This window comes from Vibrio aestuarianus (genome assembly GCF_028858425.1).
In the GTDB taxonomy this organism is placed as follows: domain Bacteria; phylum Pseudomonadota; class Gammaproteobacteria; order Enterobacterales; family Vibrionaceae; genus Vibrio; species Vibrio aestuarianus.
Genome location: NZ_JAKNYQ010000001.1, coordinates 1,276,537 through 1,297,448 on the forward strand (window position 1 = coordinate 1,276,537; position 20,912 = coordinate 1,297,448).

Sequence of the window (20,912 nt, forward strand, 5' to 3'; positions counted from 1 at the left end):
TCATGTATAGCAAAATTTTAGGTACTGGCAGCTACTTGCCATCTCAGGTGCGTACTAACGCAGACTTAGAGAAAATGGTAGAGACAAGTGACGAGTGGATCGTAGCACGCACAGGTATTCGCGAACGACGCATTGCAGCTGACGACGAAACCGTGGCTGATATGGCTTTCTATGCTGCACAAAACGCCATCCAAATGGCGGGCATTGATAAAAACGATATCGATTTGATTATTGTTGCCACTACCAGTAGCAGCCATACTTTCCCTTCATCTGCTTGTCAGGTGCAAGGAAAACTTGGCATCAAAGGTTGTCCTGCTTTTGACTTAGCGGCTGCGTGTTCTGGTTTTGTCTATGCTTTGTCGGTTGCAGACCAACATATTAAATCCGGCATGTGTAAAAATGTTCTGGTTATCGGCGCTGATGCATTGTCAAAAGCGTGTGATCCAACAGACCGCTCTACCATTATTTTATTTGGTGATGGTGCGGGCGCTGTGGTCGTTGGTGCGAGTGAAGAGCCGGGTATCATTTCGACTCATATATACTCAGATGGCGCGTTTGGTGACTTATTGAGTTTGCCAGTTCCAGAGCGTACTGGTGATGTCGATAAGTGGTTGTATATGGCCGGTAATGAAGTCTTCAAGGTTGCAGTTACTCAGCTATCTAAGTTAGTGAAAGATACCCTAGAAGCCAATAATATGCATAAGTCAGAGCTAGACTGGTTGGTTCCTCACCAAGCTAATTACCGCATTATTTCCGCGACGGCGAAGAAGTTGTCGATGTCTCTGGACCAGGTGGTTATCACACTGGATCGTCATGGTAATACTTCGGCGGCGACAGTACCAACGGCACTTGATGAAGCGGTGCGTGATGGCCGTATTAAGCGTGGTCAGACACTGTTATTAGAAGCGTTTGGTGGTGGTTTCACCTGGGGCTCGGCACTCGTTAAATTTTAACGTAACAAATATCTATTTTAAGGAGTTGCTATAACTCCTTATTTTTACTTAAGGAAACAAACAATGAGCAAGTTTGCTATCGTATTTCCAGGTCAAGGCTCACAAACAGTGGGTATGCTTGCTGAACTTGGGCAGCAATATGATGTTGTTCAACAAACATTTGCTGAAGCCTCTGAAGTGCTAGGTTATGACTTATGGGCATTGGTGCAAAATGGTCCTGCTGAAGACCTCAATCAAACGTTCCGTACACAACCTGCGTTGCTGGCAGCATCAGTAGCGATTTGGCGCGTATGGCAAAGTTTGGGTTTGGCGCAGCCAACGCTGCTTGCTGGACACAGTTTAGGTGAGTATTCGGCTTTAGTTTGTGCAGGTGTTATTGACTTTAAGCAAGCAATCAAATTGGTTGAACTACGTGGTCAACTGATGCAAGAAGCTGTGCCTGCGGGTGTCGGTGCAATGTCAGCTATCATCGGTCTTGATGATGAAGCCATTGCCAAAGCGTGTGAAGCAGCAGCGCAAGGTGAAGTGGTTTCTCCAGTTAACTTTAACTCTCCAGGCCAAGTAGTCATTGCGGGTAATAAAGATGCGGTTGAACGTGCGGGCGCATTGTGTAAAGAAGCGGGTGCTAAACGCGCTTTACCGCTGCCAGTATCGGTGCCTTCTCACTGTGCATTGATGAAGCCAGCCGCTGAGAAACTTGCTGTAGCACTTGAATCTATTGAATTTAATGCTCCACAAATCCCAGTGATCAATAATGTTGATGTTGCGACAGAGACGACTCCTGAAAAAATCAAAGATGCATTAGTTCGCCAATTACATAGCCCAGTACGTTGGACTGAAGGCGTGCAATTAATGAGCGAGCAAGGCATTGAGAAATTACTTGAAGTTGGCCCTGGGAAAGTCTTAACCGGCTTAACAAAACGTATCGTGAAGACGCTTGAAGCTGCGGCAGTGAATGACACTGCTTCTCTTGATGCAGCTAAGTAATCGAAGGAAACAGAACATGATGAATCTAGAGGGTAAAATTGCCCTAGTAACAGGTGCAAGCCGTGGTATTGGCCGTGCAATCGCAGAGCTGCTTGTTGAACGTGGTGCAACGGTTATTGGTACTGCAACCAGTGAAAGTGGCGCGGCTGCAATCAGTGACTATTTAGGTGATAAAGGCAAAGGTTTAGCGCTAAATGTTACTGATGTTGAGTCGATCGAATCTGTATTAAAAGCGATTAATGAAGAGTTTGGTGCGTTAGATATTTTGGTAAACAATGCCGGTATTACTCGCGATAACCTGCTTATGCGTATGAAAGACGACGAGTGGACCGATATTCTTGATACTAACTTGACATCTATTTTCCGTTTATCTAAAGCGGTACTTCGTGGCATGATGAAAAAACGCAATGGTCGTATCATCAATGTAGGTTCGGTTGTTGGCACTATGGGTAATGCAGGTCAAACCAACTATGCAGCTGCAAAAGCGGGTGTGATTGGCTTTACTAAGTCGATGGCGCGAGAAGTTGCATCTCGTGGTGTGACGGTTAACACAGTTGCGCCAGGTTTTATTGAAACTGATATGACAAAAGCACTGAATGATGACCAACGTGCTGCTACACTAGCGCAAGTACCATCAGGTCGTTTAGGCGACCCGCGTGAAATAGCATCAGCAGTGGTATTTTTAGCTTCTCCTGAAGCTGCGTACATTACGGGCGAAACTTTGCACGTAAATGGCGGGATGTACATGGTTTAAGCTTGTTTTTTACTGGTTTGGCAAAAATAGACATCTATCATTGTCAATATCGTGTAAAACTTGCTGGTGATATGCGCAACATTTGTGCATGATTTAAGTCAAAAATGGTCTGAATTTCGGTTAAAATCGCTAAATTTGTGGTTTGACCAGCAATGACCCACTTGCAACTTTCCCTAGTTAGAATAAACTACGGAATCATCGCATTAGGCGAAATCTGTAAAGGAAAAGAAAAAATGAGCAACATCGAAGAACGCGTAAAGAAAATCATCGTTGAACAGCTAGGTGTAGACGAAGCAGAAGTTAAAAACGAAGCTTCTTTCGTAGAAGATCTAGGTGCAGATTCTCTAGACACTGTTGAGCTAGTAATGGCTCTAGAAGAAGAATTCGACACTGAGATCCCAGATGACGAAGCTGAGAAGATCACTACTGTTCAAGCTGCAATCGACTACGTAAACAGCGCTCAGTAATATCTCTCCCCAGGCGGCCTTCTGGCCGCCTGAGTTTTTTCTAACTCTTCTATACCTCTCATAGAATCTTTCAATCCCGGAGAATATGATCGTGTCCAAGCGTCGTGTCGTTGTCACTGGCATGGGGATGTTGTCACCGGTAGGCAACACTGTAGAATCCTCTTGGAAAGCCCTGCTAGCTGGTCAAAGTGGTATCGTTGATATCGAACATTTTGATGCAACCAATTTTTCAACTCGTTTCGCTGGTCTAGTTAAAGACTTTGACTGCGAAGCGTATATGTCTAAAAAAGATGCCCGTAAGATGGATTTATTCATCCAGTATGGTATTGCGGCGGGTATTCAAGCCCTTGATGATTCAGGTCTCACTGTTACCGAAGAAAACGCACCAAGAATTGGCGTGGCAATTGGTTCTGGTATCGGTGGTCTTGACCTTATTGAAAAAGGTCATCAATCGTTAGTAGAAAAAGGCCCACGCAAAGTTAGCCCATTTTTTGTACCATCGACCATCGTCAACATGGTTGCGGGTAACTTGTCGATTATGCGTGGTCTGCGTGGTCCGAATATTGCCATCTCTACAGCGTGTACGACAGGTTTACACAACCTAGGCCACGCCGCTCGTATGATTGCATACGGTGACGCAGATGCGATGGTGGCTGGTGGTGCAGAAAAAGCATCAACTCCACTGGGTATGGCAGGATTTGGCGCTGCGAAAGCACTGTCAACGCGCAACGATGAGCCGCAAAAGGCTTCTCGCCCTTGGGATAAAGGCCGTGATGGTTTTGTTCTTGGTGATGGTGCTGGTGTGATGGTACTGGAAGAGTACGAACACGCTAAAGCTCGTGGTGCAAAGATTTACGCTGAACTTGTTGGTTTTGGTATGTCTGGTGATGCTTATCACATGACATCACCAAGTGAAGATGGTTCAGGTGGCGCCCTTGCGATGGAAGCGGCGATGCGTGATGCTGGCGTAACGGGTACTCAAATCGGTTATGTGAATGCGCATGGTACATCAACACCAGCTGGCGATGTGGCTGAAATTAAAGGCGTTAAACGAGCCCTTGGTGAAGAAGGTTCAAAACAAGTATTGGTTTCTTCAACTAAATCGATGACAGGCCATTTACTTGGTGCCGCGGGTTCAGTCGAGGCTATCATCACGGTGATGTCACTGGTTGATCAAATTGTTCCACCAACTATTAACCTTGATGATCCTGAAGAAGGTTTAGGCATTGATCTGGTACCACATACTGCTCGTAAAGTCGAAGGTATGGAGTATGCGATCTGTAACTCCTTTGGTTTCGGTGGCACAAACGGTTCGTTGATTTTCAAAAAAATCTAACGACGTTGTGATGTGAAACTTGAGTTCAAACGGCTTGATGCTTTAGCATTGAGCCGTTTCTTTTTATAGGGTAGTGAATATGTTTTGGGTTAACGGACAGCCGAGTCAGACGGTTTCCCTCTCCGATCGTTCATTCCAGTATGGAGATGGTTGTTTTACTACCATTTTATCTTGTCATGGAAAGCTCCAATACTGGCATTGGCATGTTGAACGTATGGACGCCTGTTTATTGTTGTTAGGTATTCCCTCTCCAGACTGGTCGCTAGTCGCCTCGTGGGTTGAGCAAGTTGTGCTTCCTGCCGACAACGCAGGTGTTAAAATTCATGTTAGTCGTGGTGAAGGGGGAAGGGGTTATAGCCCAACGCAGAACCTAGAGCCGAAGGTGACGATCACGGTTTTCGACTATCCGTCGCACTACATTGACTGGAAAGATAGTGGAGTTGAGCTAGGGCTTTGTCGGCAAAGACTCGGTCTTAACCCATTATTGGCTGGCCACAAACACAATAATCGTCTTGAACAGATATTGTTAAAGGCCGAGATGGATGCACAAGGTTATGTTGAAGGTGTGGCATTAGACATTTTAGGGCATGTGATAGAGACAACATCTGCAAATATATTTTGGGTCACTAATGATAGACTCTGTACACCTAATTTAGACCAAGCGGGTGTTGCGGGTGTTGCTCGTCGTAGAGTGCTATCGATCGCGCAGGACTTAAATCTGCCGATCTCAATTGATAAGTTCTCATTAGATGATCTGCTTAGTGCTGATGAAGTATTTATCACTAACTCCATTTTAGGTGTCGCACCTGTGACCAAAATTGCAGCGACCACTTTTTCCTTTGGCAACCACACACGATGTTTTCAGGAGTGTTTCACCTCGTGATAAAAAAACTTACCTTATTGCTTTTACTCGTAATCGCCATTACCAGTGCTGGCTATTTCTATATTAAACAGCAAGTGGATGGATATCTGCACCAAGCGGTAGCTATCCATTCCTCTGAAATAATTACCATCCCATCTGGCACTAGTTTGAACGGTGTTTTGACAATATTGTCTGAAAAAAACTGGATTGCAGACTCACCGCTGAGCAAGTTAGTCAGAAGACTACATCCTGAACTCACCAAAATTAAAGCGGGGACTTATCAAATCTTAGCATCAGAGGCTTTGATTGATGTCTTAAATAAGGCCGTGGATGGTAAAGAGCACCAGTTCGCGATTACGTTTGTCGAAGGAAGTCGTTTCAATGAGTGGAGAGCACTACTTGCACAGACTCAAGGTTTAACTAGCACTTTAAATGCACTTTCAGAGGCTGAAATTGCAAAACAGTTGGGTATTGACCGAGATAAATTAGAAGGTCTTTTCCTCGCTGAAACCTATCATTTTACGTTTGGCACCACTGATTTAGAGATTTTGCAGCGTGCACATGCAAAATTACAAACATTACTTGATAAGTATTGGGCATCTCGACAAGCAAGTCTACCGCTCAAAACGCCTTATGAGGCGTTAATTCTTGCTTCGATTATCGAGAAAGAAACCGCAATTGCTTCAGAACGAGAGCGAATTGCTTCGGTTTTCGTCAACCGCCTCAACAAACGTATGCGCCTGCAAACTGATCCCACCGTTATTTACGGTATGGGCGATAGCTATGATGGTAATATTCGTAAGAAAGACTTGCGCACACCAACTCCTTACAACACGTATACTATTTTTGGTTTACCACCGACACCGATAGCGATGGCTGGTGAAGATTCCATTAAAGCGGCATTAAACCCAGAGCAAAGTAACTACCTGTATTTTGTAGCCAGTGGTACTGGTGGTCACGTTTTCTCGAAAACATTAACCGAACATAATCGCGCAGTTCGCGCCTATTTAAAACAATTAAGAAAATAATTATGAATGCTAAATTTATTGTTGTAGAAGGCCTTGAAGGCGCTGGAAAAAGTACTGCTATTCAAGCGATCACGGAAACATTAAAAGAGTTCGGTATTAATAATATCACCAATACGCGAGAGCCTGGCGGCACGGCTCTCGCTGAAAAAATGCGCGCACTAGTAAAAGAAGAACATGACGGTGAAGTATTACAGGATATGACTGAGCTGTTGCTAATGTACGCAGCACGAGTTCAATTGGTTGAGAATGTCATTAAGCCAGCATTATCTGCAGGTAACTGGGTTGTGGGTGATCGCCATGATATGTCTTCCCAAGCGTACCAAGGTGGTGGGAGACAAATCCCTCTCGATACCATGCGTAATTTAAAAGCGGTAACTTTAGGTGATTTTAAACCCGATTTTACACTGTATTTAGACCTTGATCCTCGTATAGGACTTGAGCGAGCAAAAGGTCGTGGTGAGTTAGATCGTATTGAAAAAATGGATATCAGCTTTTTTGAGCGCACTCGAAGTCGTTATCTTGAACTGGCAGAGTCAGAGACAAATGTTGCTATTATTGATGCAGAGCAGCCAATAGAAAGCGTTGCAGCAGCAATTAAAGCGGCGTTAATTCAATGGTTGAAAATGCAATAGGATAGTGCATATGAACTCCCTATATCCTTGGTTGACAAGCTACTGGCAGCAGTGGCAACACAACCTTGCCAATCAGCGTTTCCCGGCGGCGACGTTACTCGTTTCTCCTAAAGGACTAGGTGCTGAACAATTAGTTGATCGTCTTAGTGGTGCGTTGATGTGTTCACATCAGCCCATAGAAGCTTGTGGTTTTTGCCACAGTTGTGATCTGATGAAATCTGGCAGTCATCCTGATTTTCATCGAATTTTCCCAGAGAAAGAAGGAAAATCGATCACGGTCGACCAAATACGTCAGTGTAATAAATTGGCGCAAGAATCAGCTCAACTGTCTGGTGCTCGGGTTATTATCATTGAACCTGCTGACGCAATGAATGAATCAGCAGCGAATGCACTCTTAAAGACGTTGGAATCTCCAGGCAAAAACTGTTTTTTCATATTGGTCGCTTCACGAATTAACCACTTGCTACCGACCATTACTAGCCGTTGTCAAAAAACGCTATTGACTTCGCCAAGTTCGCTCGATGTATCGCAGTGGCTGGGTTCGCAAACCTCACAAGTGATTCCAGCGTATGTGGCGCATCTTAACCAAAATTCGCCGCTCAACACTTTAGCCTTTGTCAATTCTGGTGAATTGGATAAATATCAAACCTTTGAAAAGAGTTTTTTAGATGTTTTAACCAATTCTAATGCTGATGTATCTGCTTGGGCAAAGCAAATTGCTAATGAACCATCTAAGTATTTAACTTGGCTTTGGGCTATCCTCACTGATACGCAGAAGGTTCAGTTTGGTTTGATGCAAGATGATTTTGTACCAATGAGCTTTTCTCTGGCTAAGCAAATATCTTATCCGGTACTTTTTCGACAAACGAACGCACTAATACGCTTAATGGAAAGGCTAACAGCCTTTAGTGGTCTCAATTGTGAACTGCTAACAATGAATTGGTTATTTGATTTTAATAATGAGGAATTATGTTCGTAGATTCACATTGCCACTTAGATAAGCTTGATTATGAAGAACTCCATACCAGTGTGGCTGATGTAGTTGAGAAAGCATCTCAAGCCAATGTAAAACAGCTTCTTTCCGTTGGTGTCACATTGGATTCTTTCGACAATATGCTTGAGATGATCGAGCCGTTTGACAATGTTCACGCATCTTGTGGGGTTCATCCATTAGATGTTGAAAGTGAATTTGAGCTCGATCGTTTCCATAGGTATGCTAAAAATCCGAAAGTTGTGGCGATCGGTGAGACGGGACTTGATTACCATTACCAACCAGAAACAGCTGACCTACAGAAGTTACGTTTTGCCCAGCATATCGAAACCGCTGTTTCACTGAATAAGCCGCTAATTATTCATACTCGCAATGCTCGCGCTGATACATTAGATATGCTGCGAAATGGGAGAGCAGAAAAGTGTGGTGGGGTGATTCACTGTTTTACTGAAGATCTCGCTTTTGCACAGGCAGCCATGGACTTAGGTTTTTATATTTCTATTTCTGGAATTGTCACTTTCCGGCAGGCTACAGAATTAAAAGAAGTTGTTAAAGCTTTGCCTCTTGAACGGCTGCTTATTGAAACTGATTCGCCTTATCTTGCGCCTGTTCCTCATCGAGGAAAGCAGAACCAACCAGCCTATGTTGTCGAGGTTGCTGCCTATATTGCACAGCTGAAAGGTGTATCCTTGAAAGAGGTTGGACAAAAAACCGCCAAAAACTACCAAGATCTTTTTTTGCGATAGAAACTAAACTTTGTATGATAAAGGAGTGTAAGCTCCTTTTTTTTGTGCTTGATGTCATGATTATGGATAAAAACTTCCTTGTTTACTAAAACTGTTGAAAGTTTGTCCTTTAAAGGTGGAATTGTAATTTTGTTACTAAAAATAACAACCGAGTTAATTTAATTTACGTAGTAAAATTAATGTTGTTATTAATAAAAACCATATAAAACATAAAGTTAGTATTCATGTAAAGCTTTTCATTAACTGTAACACATTGTGATCAGGCTAATGTTTTGAAACTAAATTTCGTTACTAACTAGAAAGTTTGAGGGGCATCAATATATATTTAGAGGCGAAAAATATAATGCCACATGTGGTTACATTTTCATTGGGTGCTAACATTTAGGCTACGGGGGTGTGCCGTTAGAACCCGAACAATTCTAATAACTTAATCAGGAGCATAAACATGTTTAAAAACCTTTTTGCAAACCTGCAGAAAGTTGGTAAGGCTTTGATGCTACCAGTATCAGTTTTACCAGTTGCAGGTATTTTGCTGGGTGTAGGTGCAGCAAACTTTAGCTGGCTACCAGAAGTTGTTTCACACTTGATGGAACAAGCGGGCGGTTCAGTCTTTGGTCAAATGGCACTACTATTTGCTGTCGGCGTAGCACTTGGTTTCACTAATAATGATGGTGTATCAGGTCTATCTGCTATTGTCGGTTACGGCATCATGGTTGCGACGCTAAAAGTAATGGCGAGCGTAATGGGTGTTGATGGTATCGAGACTGGTGTTCTCGGTGGTATCCTAGCTGGTGGTGTTGCGGCTTGGTCATTCAACCGTTTCTACAAAATCCAGTTACCTGAATACTTAGGCTTCTTCGCGGGTAAACGTGCAGTGCCAATCATTACAGGTTTCCTAGCGATTGGCTTGGGTGTAATTCTATCTGTAATTTGGCCACCAGTAGGTTCTGCTATCGCAGCATTCTCTGATTGGGCTGCAAACCAAAACCCAGTAACGGCATTTGGTATCTACGGTATAGTTGAGCGTTCATTAATTCCATTTGGTCTTCATCATATCTGGAACGTACCTTTCTTCTACGAAGCTGGTAGCTGTGTAAACAACGCTGGTGAACAAGTTAATGGTATCATGACTTGTTTCTTGACTGCTGATGACGCATCTCGTGCTGCGGGTAACGGTTTTGGTCAGCTTGCTGGTGGTTACCTATTCAAAATGTTCGGTCTTCCTGCTGCTGCTATCGCAATTGCACACAGTGCTAAGCCTGAAAACCGTGCTAAAGTAATGGGTATCATGGCGTCTGCTGCTTTGACTTCATTCCTAACTGGTATTACTGAACCAATCGAATTCTCTTTCCTATTCATTGCTCCAGTACTTTACGGAATTCACGCAGTACTTTCTGGTCTTGCATATGTATTGACTAACTCACTAGGTGTTGTTCACGGTCACACGTTCTCTAACGGTTTCATTGACTTTGTTGTTCAATCTCCTCGTGCTGAAAACATGCTTCTTCTGGTTGGTCTTGGCATTGCTTACGCTGTTCTATACTACGTAGTATTTACTTTTGTTATCCGTACCATGGACCTTAAAACTCCTGGTCGCGAAGATGAAACAGAAGCTTCTTCTGCTGCTACAGGTACAGAGCTTGCTGGTGAACTTGTTGCTGCATTCGGTGGTAAAGAGAACATCACTAACTTAGATGCTTGTATCACTCGTCTACGTGTTTCTGTTGCGAAAACAGAAGCGGTTAACCAAGAGAAGTTAAAACAACTTGGTGCTGCAGGTGTAGTTGTAGTATCTGGTGGTGTTCAAGCTATCTTCGGTACTAAATCTGACAACCTTAAAACAGAAATGGATGAGTGGATCCGTAACCACGGTTAATCACTATCTATCCCCTATAAGGTAATAAAGGAGACTTCGGTCTCCTTTTTCTTTTCTTTAATTATTTCAATCTATTAACGTAATTTTTCAGGCTCAAATTCGGTATGTGGTGTGATGATGACAAGCATTGCTAAGTATAACTGTGTGAGCGCATGAGGAAGTTAACGTTTTCCATCGCATCATTCAGCCTTACATCATGTTTGCACCGTGGGAGATTCTTGACTGGGCTTTGCTGAGAGTTGAGTTACTATCCCAAGGCAAGAACAGGTGCGGTGCATTTAACGCTATACCAAGGGTGAGCAAACAGCGGTGACTTTTGTTTTACTTGTTGCAAGGGTATTGGCTGCAATGACTTATTGAGCGAGCGTAAAAATACCTCTAGGCTGGCTAGTGGTAAGGTAAGGCAACGTTTAGATATAGGCCTAGAGTGGCATGCAGGGGATTTTATGGGGTAATCAGTAGCACTTTCCTTGCAGCATGGTATTTATTTTTTAAATATAAAAATGCCGACATTGACTGTCGGCATTTATATTCTTTAAAGATATTTCGGTTTATGAGTCTTGCTTATTCATAGCCTTTTTAATGCAAATGGCAGCGCCACCCCATGTAATACCCAAACCAATAACCATCATAATAATTGCGCTTGTTGTCATTAGTTGTGCTCCTTACTACTTGTTACGTTGATCGCTACACCGGTAGCAAATAACAGTGCGATCATCACCCAACCTAATGTTAGGTCATAGCCACCGTAACCTTCAGTGAATAATGTTTGTAGCTTAGTGGCTACGATAATGGCAAGAATAACTGGCGAAACAAAACGTAGGCAGATATCAAACCAAACACCAATATTAAAGTCTGAGATACTATTGACGTATTTACGTACATCTGAAATTTTGAATAGCCAAGTCATCAGCACAATTTCAACCAAGCAACTCACCATAATACCTACGTTGTTGGCAAAGTGATCAACAAGGTCAAGTAACAGTAAACCACCATTAGTAGCAAATGCCATTGAAACGACTAATCCAGTACCGATAACAATGTTTGCTGCTTTTTTACGATTCCATTTTAGCTTATCCATTACCGCCGAGGTTACCGCTTCCATAATAGAGATATGAGAGCTTAGGCCAGCGACTACTAAAGCAAAGAAGAATAGTGGCCCTAAAATATAAGGCGCAGGAAGTAGGTTGATTGCCGCAGGTAGAGTCACAAATGCAAGACCGACACCAGCAGAAACGACTTCTGTTAATGGCTTACCTTGTTCTTGAGCCATATAGCCAAGAACAGAGAAAATCATAATACCCGCTAGAATTGAGAAGCCACAGTTGATCAACACGGTCATAAATGCGTTGTTAGTGATATCTGATTTTTCAGGCAGGTAGCTAGAATAGGCAAGCATAATGGCAAAGCCAATACTTAGAGTGAAGAAAATTTGTCCGTATGCAGCCGCCCAAACTTTCACATCCCAAATCTTGCTAAAATCAGGCTCAAACATATAGTTAACGCCGTCTAATGCTCCTGGAAGAAAAATCATACGACCAATCAGCAGTAAGACCATAATGAAAAGTACTGGCATCATGATCTTAGAGGCGCGTTCAATCCCAGCTTTTACACCACCTACAATAGCGGCATAAGTAATCGCCCAAGCAATGAGCATTGCAATGGCGATCTTCCACTGAATACTACCTAGATTAGTTGGTGAATTGTCACCCAAGCCTAAATAAGTACTAAAGAAAAAGGCATTGGTGTCCGTGCCCCAACTTTGAGTAAATGACATGCCGAAATAAGAGATAGCCCAGCCAATAACTGCAACATAGTAAACAGCAATGACGGCAGCAACGCCAACTTGGAACCAACCTAACCATTCAAATTTAGCGTGAATTTTCGCTAACGTTGTTGGTGCAGAACCACGATGTTTTTGACCCATACTGAACTCTAGGATCATGAATGGAATTCCGGCGGTAATCATGGCAAAAAGGTAAGGGATGAAGAATGCACCACCACCATTTTCATAGGCCATATAAGGAAAACGCCAAATGTTTCCTAAACCGATTGCTGAACCCACTGCGGCTAAAATGAATCCGGCTCGGGATCCCCATTGTTCTCGCTTCATAATTTACTCCTTTACGACTCCCTGAGGTATGAAGCTTCTCTTTGGCTAGAGCCAGTTTTAGAATGATGAATACAGTAGGTGTGCTAAAGCGATCCTAAATATTTGTGCCTTCATCCATGAACTGGCAAAAAGTTAGTTTTATATGTTGTTAGCCTTGAGATTTCTCAGAATATTGTTCTTAATTGTACGATGTGTGTTTGCGAAAACTGAAACAATCAGCTACGCATGGCATTGAGACTACAGACTAAAGTTGGTTAAGGCAATAGATTGTAAATGTTATTTTCTGGTTTTTTGATGGTTTATTAGTTGTTAAATTGTCATTTTTTTAGGGTAATGAGTAGGAAAAAGTCACAGTGGGTGGTTGATAAGGCTGTAATTTTTAGTTTTTTTAAATGATAAAACTATTTTTATTGCTAGGGTGTCTGACTGAAAAATAGACACTCACTAGTGGATATCACCGAAAATAGGATGAGATACAAAAATTCTCAGTTTAGGTAAGTGATTAAAAAACGTTTATTGAGGATACGAAGTTGGTATACCCAGTTGCATCTGTGTTGGCTACATTCGCTCACCCCAATCACATAGTTTATCTATGCTCATGGGGATGAACTCAATTACCACCTATCTGCAACTTCAAGTTGTTTGGGTATATATGTATATTTTGCAGGTAACGAAAATAATTTGATTATGTGTTTTCATTAACATAACTACATTAACCAGTACCTTTATGATTGAGTTATTGTGATGATAACTCCATAATTGTATTTAGAAATAAACAACACTTGAAGCGTTTTTATCCAGATGTTATTACTTTGTTGTATAGCAGGAGGTTTTTATGGAACACGAACTCAAATACGCTTTAGTTATCACAGCAACAATTTTTGCTATTCTCATTGGTTATGGGCTAATCGTTATTACTCATTAATGACGGAGGGTTCTGCTGATGAACAATAGTGGAACTGTCTCTGACAAAGAGAACACTGTCGATGTCGATCAATTTTCGAAATACATTGGTGGTAAAAATGCATTAGTTGCTCAAGGTGGTGGGCAGAGAGGTATTTTTACTGCTGGTGTGTTGGATGCCTTTCTTTTATCTAATTTTGACCCATTTCATGAATTCTATGGTACCTCTGCAGGTGCACTCAACTTATGCGCTTATCTCTGCCGCCAGCGTGGTTTAGGTAAAGCGTTTATTTTAGACCTCACTACTGACACCAACTTCTTTAACCTCTTTGGTTATGTACGGCGCAAACAATATTTAAATCTAGACTGGGCTTTGGACAGAATCTCTGAATTTCCGTACCGCTTAGATATTGATATGGGTAGAAAAGTACTTGAGAAGCGACAGGCTTACGCTGCGACAACCTCTGCAAGTACATTACATGATCATTATTTTCCTCTGCTTGGAGAGCGGTGGCGTGATGTATTAACCGCGACCTGCGCTATCCCACGTTTATATCCGCATGAAGTAAAATTAGATGATAGTGCGTATATTGATGGGGGAGTATCCGCTTCGATACCGGTTCAGGAAGCGTGGAGGAAAGGCTCTCGTTTCGTTGCTGTTATCCGTACTGAGTGTGCTGACTACGACCCCAAAGCCAACACAACGCAACCGAAGCTTTCTTTTACTGGCGAAGCTCATTGGCTTTCTGAACCTTTGAATAATATTCAAGGGCAGTGGCAACAAAAGTTATCGCAATGGAAGCAAGATTGGAATGGTTTCGTACAACAGAAAATTGAGCGAGCCAAAGAACAAAAAAAAGAACAAATCCATTTACAGTTACTTAACGGAGGTCGATGGCTTTTTGGTGCTGATGATATTTATCGGTTAAGCCATCTGATTGGCGATAAATTTGATTCTGGTCTCGCTGACATGCTTATGGTGCACTATCAAACTTATTCGCTCACTCAAGATTTTTTGCATAAACCACCTGATGATGTTTTTGTTCTACAAATTGCTCCCAGTGAGCCTTTAAAATCGAGTTCACTGTTGAGTAACAAAGATGACTTGCTTTATGACTATGCATTAGGAGTAAAAGCAGGTTATGAATTTATCAAGCAGTTTGATAAAGCGCAGTCAGCGTATAAAGAGCGTATTAAACAACGTTAATTTGGACGTGTTGGCGTTTCACTATAACAGCAACCTCGAAATTTCAACACGCCCTAGTAACTCCGCTAGCGAGTAAAGTGATATCAGACAGTCATTTACTCAAGGACTGGTAAAATACGCATACAGTTGGTTGAGCCTTCTACATCCATAATGTCACCCTGTGTAATGATCACTAAGTCGCCAAATTTTAATAATTTTCGTTCTTTTAGTGTATTTAAAGCCGCCGCCGCGACGTCAAACCCGGTATCTGCTTTGGTGTTAAAATAGACGGGAGTCACTCCTCGGTATAAAGCACAACGGTTTAATGTTCGTTCGTTGGGCGACATGGCAAATATCGGGAGCACAGAGTTGAGACGGGATGTCATGAGTGCCGTTCGCCCCGATTCGGTGAGTGTAACCATCGCTTTGACCCCTTCCATGTGATTAGCCGCATAAATTGTCGACATTGCGATGGTTTCTTCCGCGGTGACGAACGATGTATCAATACGATAATTTTGTTGGTTTGCTTCAATCATTTTTTCAGCCCCAACACAGACCTCAGCCATTGAGCGGACGGTTTCTATAGGATATTTCCCTGCCGCTGTTTCGCCTGACAGCATCACAGCATCAGTGCCATCGAGTACCGCATTGGCTACATCCATCACCTCAGCGCGCGTCGGCATTGGATTTTCAACCATCGATTCCATCATTTGTGTTGCCGTAATGACAACCCGATTAAGTTCTTTGGCACGACGGATGAGCTTTTTTTGAACTCCAACTAATTCTGGGTCGCCAATTTCAACACCTAAGTCTCCACGAGCAACCATGATCACGTCAGATGCCATAATAATGTCATCAATATTTGCATCATTCGCTACAGTTTCCGCTCTTTCTACTTTTGCTACTAATTTCGTTTCTAGTCCAGCATCGCGCGCCAAACGGCGTGCATATTTCATATCTTCGCCATTGCGAGGGAAGGATATGGCTAGATACTCAACTTTGATTTCTGCGGCCAGTAAGATGTCACGCTTATCCTTTTCTGTTAAAGCATTAGCAGACAAGCCACCGCCTTTTTTATTGATCCCTTTATTGTTAGATAGAGGGCCTCCTACAGTGACGATGGTGTGAATTTTCGCACCATCAACACTTGTGACTTGAAGCTGCACTCGACCATCATCTAACAATAATAAGTCATTACATTGCACGTCTTGAGGAAGCTTTTTATAGTCAATTCCGACCGAATCTTGATCACCTTCACCCGTTGGGAGGTCGGCATCAAGAATAAATTTGTCACCGTCATTTAACAGAATTTTACCTTCTTTAAATGTAGATACTCGAATTTTTGGGCCTTGCAAGTCACCGAGTATGGCAACATGGCGACCTAATTTTGCGGCAATGGCGCGTACTTTTTGAGCGCGTAATATATGGTCTTCAGCACTACCGTGTGAAAAATTCATACGTACGACATTTGCACCAGCTCTGATGATGGCTTCTAATATTTCACCTTTGTCTGTCGATGGCCCTAATGTAGTGACAATTTTTGTTCTTCTTAATGCAGGGATCATTGTGCTCTCCGTTAATAGCATGGTGATACTGAGATAAGTATATGCAAGATCTCGCAAAATGAAGCGCATCAATGAGTATTTATTGTGTTATAAATGATATTTTTCGAGAGAAAATAAGACTTACATCGCATTTGAATTATGTAAAAAATCAGTGATGGCTTGACTTAATTCGCAAAGATCCATGTATATCCGTGATGCTTGTCACGGCAATATACCAAAGCGCTTCACAATTACTTCGCAAAGTAAAAAAATTAGCATGTTATTGATTTCTGGAGCTCCCAATGTACATGGCTCAACCAGGCCATATTGATCATATCAAACAGGTCAATGCTGGTCGTGTATATAAACTCATCGACCAAAAAGGTCCCATTTCTCGTATTGATTTATCAAAGGAGAGTGAGCTTGCACCTGCAAGTATTACAAAAATTACCCGTGAGTTGATTGAAGCTCATTTGATCCATGAGACAACAGTACAAGAAGCCATTAGTCGTGGTCGTCCTGCAGTAGGTTTACAGACGAACAATGAAGGTTGGCAGTTTTTATCGATGCGTTTAGGTCGAGGCTACTTGACGATTGCGTTGCATGAACTTGGTGGTGATGTGCTGATCGATACCAAGATAGAAATTCATGAACTGGACCAAGACGACGTACTTGCACGGTTACTTTATGAAATAGAAGAGTTTTTTCAAACTTACTCGTCTCAATTAGACCGAGTGACCAGTATCGCAATTACTTTGCCTGGTTTAGTCAATTCTGAACAAGGCATCGTGTTGCAAATGCCACATTACAATGTGGAGAATTTAGCGTTAGGTCCAGAGATTTATAAGGCAACTGGCCTACCCGTTTTCATTGCCAATGATACTCGAGCTTGGGCGCTAGCTGAAAAGCTGTTTGGTCACTCACAAGACAACGACAACTCTGTTCTTATCTCGATTCACCATGGTTTAGGGGCTGGTATCATTCTAGATGGTCGGGTATTGCAAGGGCGGCATGGTAATATTGGTGAATTAGGTCATATCCAAATCGATTCTAACGGCAAACGATGTCACTGTGGAAATATTGGTTGCTTAGAAACAGTGGCAAGTTCGCAAGCTATTCGTGAAGAAGTGGCACAGCGTATTGCCGCAGGTGAAGCGTCGTCTTTAACGGCTCAAAGTGAAATTACGATTGAGGATATTTGCGCCGCAGCGGCGGATGGTGACCCACTTGCCGTTGATGTAATTGAAAAGCTTGGTCGTTATCTTGGTGCGGCTATTGCTATTGTCATTAACTTATTTAACCCTGAAAAAATATTAATTGGTGGGGTCATTAATCAAGCAAAGAGTGTGTTATATCCTGCCATTCAAACATGCATTGAAGAGCAAAGTTTACCGGTTTATCACCAAGACCTCGAATTAGTAGAGTCTCGTTTCTATAAACAGGCGACGATGCCAGGGGCGGCGTTAATCAAACAAGCACTTTATGATGGGCTTTTATTGATGAAGGTGGTTGAAGGCTAATTTTGCGTCTTTAATTGATTTATATTTTTTACAATGAACCCATATAGCTATACTGTTATATGGGTTTACTTTTTAATTTCGGGATTTCGTATGTCAGGTGTTTTAAATACGGTTGATCAACGTACTAATCTGGTCGGTGAAAACCGCCTTGAGTTGTTGCTGTTTAGCCTAAATAGTCGACAAATCTTTGCGATTAACGTGTTTAAGGTTAAAGAGGTGATAAAAGTCCCTCAACTGACTAAAATGCCGGGATCTCATCACAATATCACTGGGGTGGCTTCACTGCGCGGTGAGCCCGTTCCCATTATTGATTTACGCAGTGCTATTGGCTTTCCACCTTCTCGGTTGGATAACCAAGAGCAGAACCTTATCGTGACCGAATATAACCGTACGGTTCAGGGTTTTTTGGTTGGGCAGGTGCGTAATATCATCAACACCGCTTGGACTGAAATTCAGCCGCCGCCTAAATCAGCAGGGCGTTCAAATTATTTAACGGCGATTACTCAAGTTAAAGACAATGAACAGTCATTTATTGTTGAGATCATTGATGTCGAAAAAGTGTTGGCTGAAATTATCTATTACGACGTATCGATTTCAGAAGATGTTCTGGATCGCGAGCTTGCTAACCAGATGATTGGCCGAAAAGTTCTGATTGTTGATGACTCTTCAACAGCCCGCAACCAGGTTAAAGGAACGCTTTCTCAGTTAGGTATTGAAATTATTGAGTGTCGAGATGGCCTAGAAGCGTTAACTTTACTGAAATCTTGGTGTGATGAAGGACGTGAGGTGAGCAAAGAGTTATTGATGATGATAACCGATGCTGAAATGCCAGAAATGGATGGTTACAAGCTAACTCATGAAGTTCGCAGTGATAAACGGATGAAAGACCTGTACGTCACACTCAATACCTCGCTTAGCGGTAGCTTTAATGAAGCGATGGTACAGAAAGTGGGTTGTGACCGTTTCATCTCTAAATTCCAACCCGATTTATTGGTACAAGTTGCCCAAGATAGATTACGTGACGTGCTTTCTTAGTGATATAAAGTTTTACATAACATAAAAAATGCCCTGCAGTGAGCAGGGCATTGAGCGTGGTGAGCTGAAGCTTTACTTTTTAGGTTGAGCGTCGATACACTGGCCGTTAATTTCTTTACCTTCTGCAGCCATTAAGTACACATACAATGGCATGATATCTTTCGGCGTTTTCAGTAAATCAGTATCTTCTGCAGGAAAAGCTTTTGCGCGCATACCTGTGCGCGTACCGCCTGGGTTAATCGCATTGACACGGATGTGCGTATTACTCAATTCATCTGCTAATACTTGCATCATGCCTTCGGTGGCAAATTTTGAGATAGCGTATGTGCCCCAGAATGCACGGCCACAGTGCCCCACGGTTGATGAAGTAAAAACGATACGAGCATCTTCAGATTTATGCAGCAGTGGTAGCACGGCTTGAGTAAGCAAAAACTGCGCTTTGACATTCACTTGCATCACGTCATCGTATGAGTCTTCGCCAATTTGATCAAATGGGCTTATTACACCTAACATGCCAGCATTGTGTAGTACGCCATCTAAACGGCCAAATTGTTCCTCAATCGTATCAACCATATCAAGGTAGTGCTGTTTGGTAGCACCTTTCATATCTAGCGGAACAATAGCGGGTAGTGGGTAACCAGCGGCTTCGATTTCATCGTAAGTCTGTTCCAATTTCTTTACTGTGCGGCCCAATAAAATAACGGTCGCGCCATGTGCGGCATAGCTAATGGCGGCTTGTTTGCCAATGCCATCACCAGAACCAGTAATTAAAATGACTTTATCCTTGAGGGCATCTGCAGAAACTGAATAATCCACGTTGTGCTTCCTTATTCTTATGATTTACTTTAAGTCTTTGTGACAAGGTGGGTACAATACACCAATTCGCACATTAAGAGGATTATGACTGTGGAATTTTTGTTGGACTACGGCCTGTTTTTGGCCAAGATTGCGACTGTCGTCGTCGCTCTCGTTGTATTGTTAGTCATTGTGAAATCCGTGGGTGGAAAAAACAGTGCGATAAAAGGTGAATTGGAAGTGGTGAATTTGACTGATCGCCATAAAGATATCGTCGAACAGCTTGAGCACCATTTACATGATGATGCGTTTATAAAGGCGCGAGATAAAGCTGAGAAAAAAAGCGAGAAAGAGAAAACAAAAGCGCGTGATAAAGCCATTAAAAAAGCAGCGAAAGAAGGTGAGTTAGACACAAAACGCGAACCACACCTTTTTGTTTTGGACTTCAACGGCAGCATTGATGCCAAAGAAGTCGCCTCCTTGCGTGAAGAAGTGACCGCTGTATTGGCTGTTGCTCGTGAAGGTGATGAAGTACTGCTGCGCTTGGAAACGGGTGGTGGCATGGTTCATGGCTATGGTTTGGCATCATCGCAATTAGATCGCCTTAAAGCTGCCGGCTTACCATTGACGATAGCGGTTGACAAAGTGGCGGCTAGTGGCGGCTACATGATGGCGTGTATTGCCGATAAAATTGTGTCAGCACCGTTTGCGATTGTGGGTTCTATTGGTGTGATTGCGCAGCTACCAAACTTCAACAAACTGCTTAAAAAGCATGACATTGAATATGAGCAGTTAACGGCGGGTGAATACAAACGTACCTTGACTATGTTCGGCGAAAATAGCGATAAGGCGCGTGAAAAGTTCAAGCAAGAGCTAGAAGAAACGCATGAACTGTTTAAAGACTTTATTCGTGATCATCGCCCAGCGCTTGATCTTGATAAAGTGGCGACAGGTGAGCACTGGTTTGGTACGCAAGCGAAGGCGTTAGGTTTGGTTGATGAAATTAAAACCTCTGATGATTTAGTCGTTGAAGCGTGCAAAGACAAAACGGTATTGGCGATTCATTACGTACAAAAGAAAAAACTGACCGATAAATTGGCTGGTGTGGCAGGTGAAGCCGCTGATAGCGTGTTGATGAAGCTAATCAGCCGTGGTCAACGTCCGATAGTTTAATCTGCGCTGTT

The 20,912-nt window shown here is 42.6% G+C and carries 20 protein-coding genes; 16 read left to right on the forward strand and 4 right to left on the reverse strand.

The window, feature by feature from the left end; translation table 11 throughout:
- Positions 1-2 precede the first annotated feature (2 nt).
- The 11 genes from MCT08_RS06120 to ptsG all read left to right on the forward strand — a co-directional run bounded on the left by MCT08_RS06120 (position 3) and on the right by ptsG (position 10,632).
- Complete coding sequence (locus tag MCT08_RS06120; protein ID WP_053311761.1) at positions 3-953, forward strand: beta-ketoacyl-ACP synthase III; 951 nt, start codon at positions 3-5, stop codon at positions 951-953.
- Between the two features lie 63 nt (positions 954-1,016).
- Complete coding sequence (gene fabD, locus MCT08_RS06125) at positions 1,017-1,940, forward strand: ACP S-malonyltransferase (RefSeq protein WP_168521558.1); 924 nt, start codon at positions 1,017-1,019, stop codon at positions 1,938-1,940.
- Positions 1,941-1,959: 19 nt separating this feature from the next.
- Positions 1,960-2,694, forward strand: coding sequence for a 3-oxoacyl-ACP reductase FabG (gene fabG, locus MCT08_RS06130; protein WP_053311924.1), 735 nt, complete (start codon positions 1,960-1,962; stop codon positions 2,692-2,694).
- A 233-nt stretch (positions 2,695-2,927) separates the two neighbouring features.
- Positions 2,928-3,161 carry an acyl carrier protein gene (gene acpP / locus MCT08_RS06135; RefSeq protein ID WP_053311759.1) on the forward strand — a complete coding sequence of 78 codons (234 nt, stop codon included), beginning with the start codon at positions 2,928-2,930 and terminating at the stop codon, positions 3,159-3,161.
- A 91-nt stretch (positions 3,162-3,252) separates the two neighbouring features.
- Entirely contained in the window at positions 3,253-4,497 is a 1,245-nt protein-coding gene (gene fabF, locus MCT08_RS06140; RefSeq protein ID WP_053311923.1) for a beta-ketoacyl-ACP synthase II, read from the forward strand.
- Between the two features lie 79 nt (positions 4,498-4,576).
- Positions 4,577-5,380, forward strand: a complete 804-nt coding sequence (gene pabC / locus MCT08_RS06145; protein ID WP_168786619.1) for an aminodeoxychorismate lyase — start codon at positions 4,577-4,579, stop codon at positions 5,378-5,380.
- Positions 5,377-6,387, forward strand: coding sequence for an endolytic transglycosylase MltG (gene mltG, locus MCT08_RS06150; protein ID WP_053311757.1), 1,011 nt, complete (start codon positions 5,377-5,379; stop codon positions 6,385-6,387). The genes pabC and mltG overlap by 4 nt, the downstream gene beginning before the upstream one ends.
- Before the next feature lie 2 nt (positions 6,388-6,389).
- Complete coding sequence (gene tmk, locus MCT08_RS06155) at positions 6,390-7,019, forward strand: dTMP kinase (RefSeq protein WP_168521563.1); 630 nt, start codon at positions 6,390-6,392, stop codon at positions 7,017-7,019.
- Between the two features lie 10 nt (positions 7,020-7,029).
- Positions 7,030-7,998 (forward strand): DNA polymerase III subunit delta', encoded by a 969-nt coding sequence (gene holB / locus MCT08_RS06160; RefSeq protein ID WP_168786620.1) that lies wholly within the window; start codon positions 7,030-7,032, stop codon positions 7,996-7,998.
- On the forward strand, positions 7,989-8,756 hold the full coding sequence (locus tag MCT08_RS06165) for a TatD family hydrolase (RefSeq protein WP_168786621.1): 768 nt from the start codon (positions 7,989-7,991) through the stop codon (positions 8,754-8,756). Before holB ends, MCT08_RS06165 begins: the two co-directional genes overlap by 10 nt.
- A 445-nt stretch (positions 8,757-9,201) precedes the next feature.
- The gene (ptsG, locus tag MCT08_RS06170) at positions 9,202-10,632 is read left to right on the forward strand and encodes a PTS glucose transporter subunit IIBC (protein ID WP_168786622.1); all 1,431 of its coding nucleotides are present in this window, start codon (positions 9,202-9,204) and stop codon (positions 10,630-10,632) included.
- Between the two features lie 551 nt (positions 10,633-11,183).
- Here ptsG and MCT08_RS06175 read toward each other — a convergent pair.
- Complete coding sequence (locus tag MCT08_RS06175; protein ID WP_141652904.1) at positions 11,184-11,285, reverse strand: MetS family NSS transporter small subunit; 102 nt, start codon at positions 11,283-11,285, stop codon at positions 11,184-11,186.
- Complete coding sequence (locus MCT08_RS06180; RefSeq protein WP_168521571.1) at positions 11,285-12,745, reverse strand: sodium-dependent transporter; 1,461 nt, start codon at positions 12,743-12,745, stop codon at positions 11,285-11,287. Before MCT08_RS06180 ends, MCT08_RS06175 begins: the two co-directional genes overlap by 1 nt.
- A gap of 835 nt (positions 12,746-13,580) precedes the next feature.
- Here MCT08_RS06180 and cydH point away from each other — a divergent pair.
- Complete coding sequence (gene cydH, locus MCT08_RS06185; RefSeq protein ID WP_141652903.1) at positions 13,581-13,670, forward strand: cytochrome bd-I oxidase subunit CydH; 90 nt, start codon at positions 13,581-13,583, stop codon at positions 13,668-13,670.
- Positions 13,671-13,688: 18 nt separating this feature from the next.
- Complete coding sequence (locus MCT08_RS06190) at positions 13,689-14,855, forward strand: patatin-like phospholipase family protein (protein ID WP_274678051.1); 1,167 nt, start codon at positions 13,689-13,691, stop codon at positions 14,853-14,855.
- 95 nt (positions 14,856-14,950) lie between these two features.
- On the opposite strand, the gene pyk is transcribed toward MCT08_RS06190, so the two are convergent.
- Positions 14,951-16,399: a pyruvate kinase gene (pyk, locus tag MCT08_RS06195; RefSeq protein ID WP_168523964.1), complete on the reverse strand. Its 1,449-nt coding sequence runs from the start codon at positions 16,397-16,399 to the stop codon at positions 14,951-14,953.
- 281 nt (positions 16,400-16,680) lie between these two features.
- On the opposite strand from pyk, the gene mlc reads away from it, so the two are divergent.
- Together mlc and MCT08_RS06205 are read left to right on the forward strand one after the other, a co-directional pair.
- Complete coding sequence (gene mlc / locus MCT08_RS06200; RefSeq protein WP_053311749.1) at positions 16,681-17,898, forward strand: sugar metabolism global transcriptional regulator Mlc; 1,218 nt, start codon at positions 16,681-16,683, stop codon at positions 17,896-17,898.
- A gap of 90 nt (positions 17,899-17,988) precedes the next feature.
- The gene (locus tag MCT08_RS06205) at positions 17,989-18,933 is read left to right on the forward strand and encodes a chemotaxis protein CheV (RefSeq protein WP_053311748.1); all 945 of its coding nucleotides are present in this window, start codon (positions 17,989-17,991) and stop codon (positions 18,931-18,933) included.
- A gap of 72 nt (positions 18,934-19,005) precedes the next feature.
- On the opposite strand, the gene MCT08_RS06210 is transcribed toward MCT08_RS06205, so the two are convergent.
- Positions 19,006-19,749 carry a YciK family oxidoreductase gene (locus MCT08_RS06210; protein WP_274673347.1) on the reverse strand — a complete coding sequence of 248 codons (744 nt, stop codon included), beginning with the start codon at positions 19,747-19,749 and terminating at the stop codon, positions 19,006-19,008.
- A gap of 90 nt (positions 19,750-19,839) precedes the next feature.
- On the opposite strand from MCT08_RS06210, the gene sohB reads away from it, so the two are divergent.
- The gene (sohB, locus tag MCT08_RS06215; RefSeq protein WP_274673348.1) at positions 19,840-20,901 is read left to right on the forward strand and encodes a protease SohB; all 1,062 of its coding nucleotides are present in this window, start codon (positions 19,840-19,842) and stop codon (positions 20,899-20,901) included.
- Positions 20,902-20,912 lie beyond the last annotated feature (11 nt).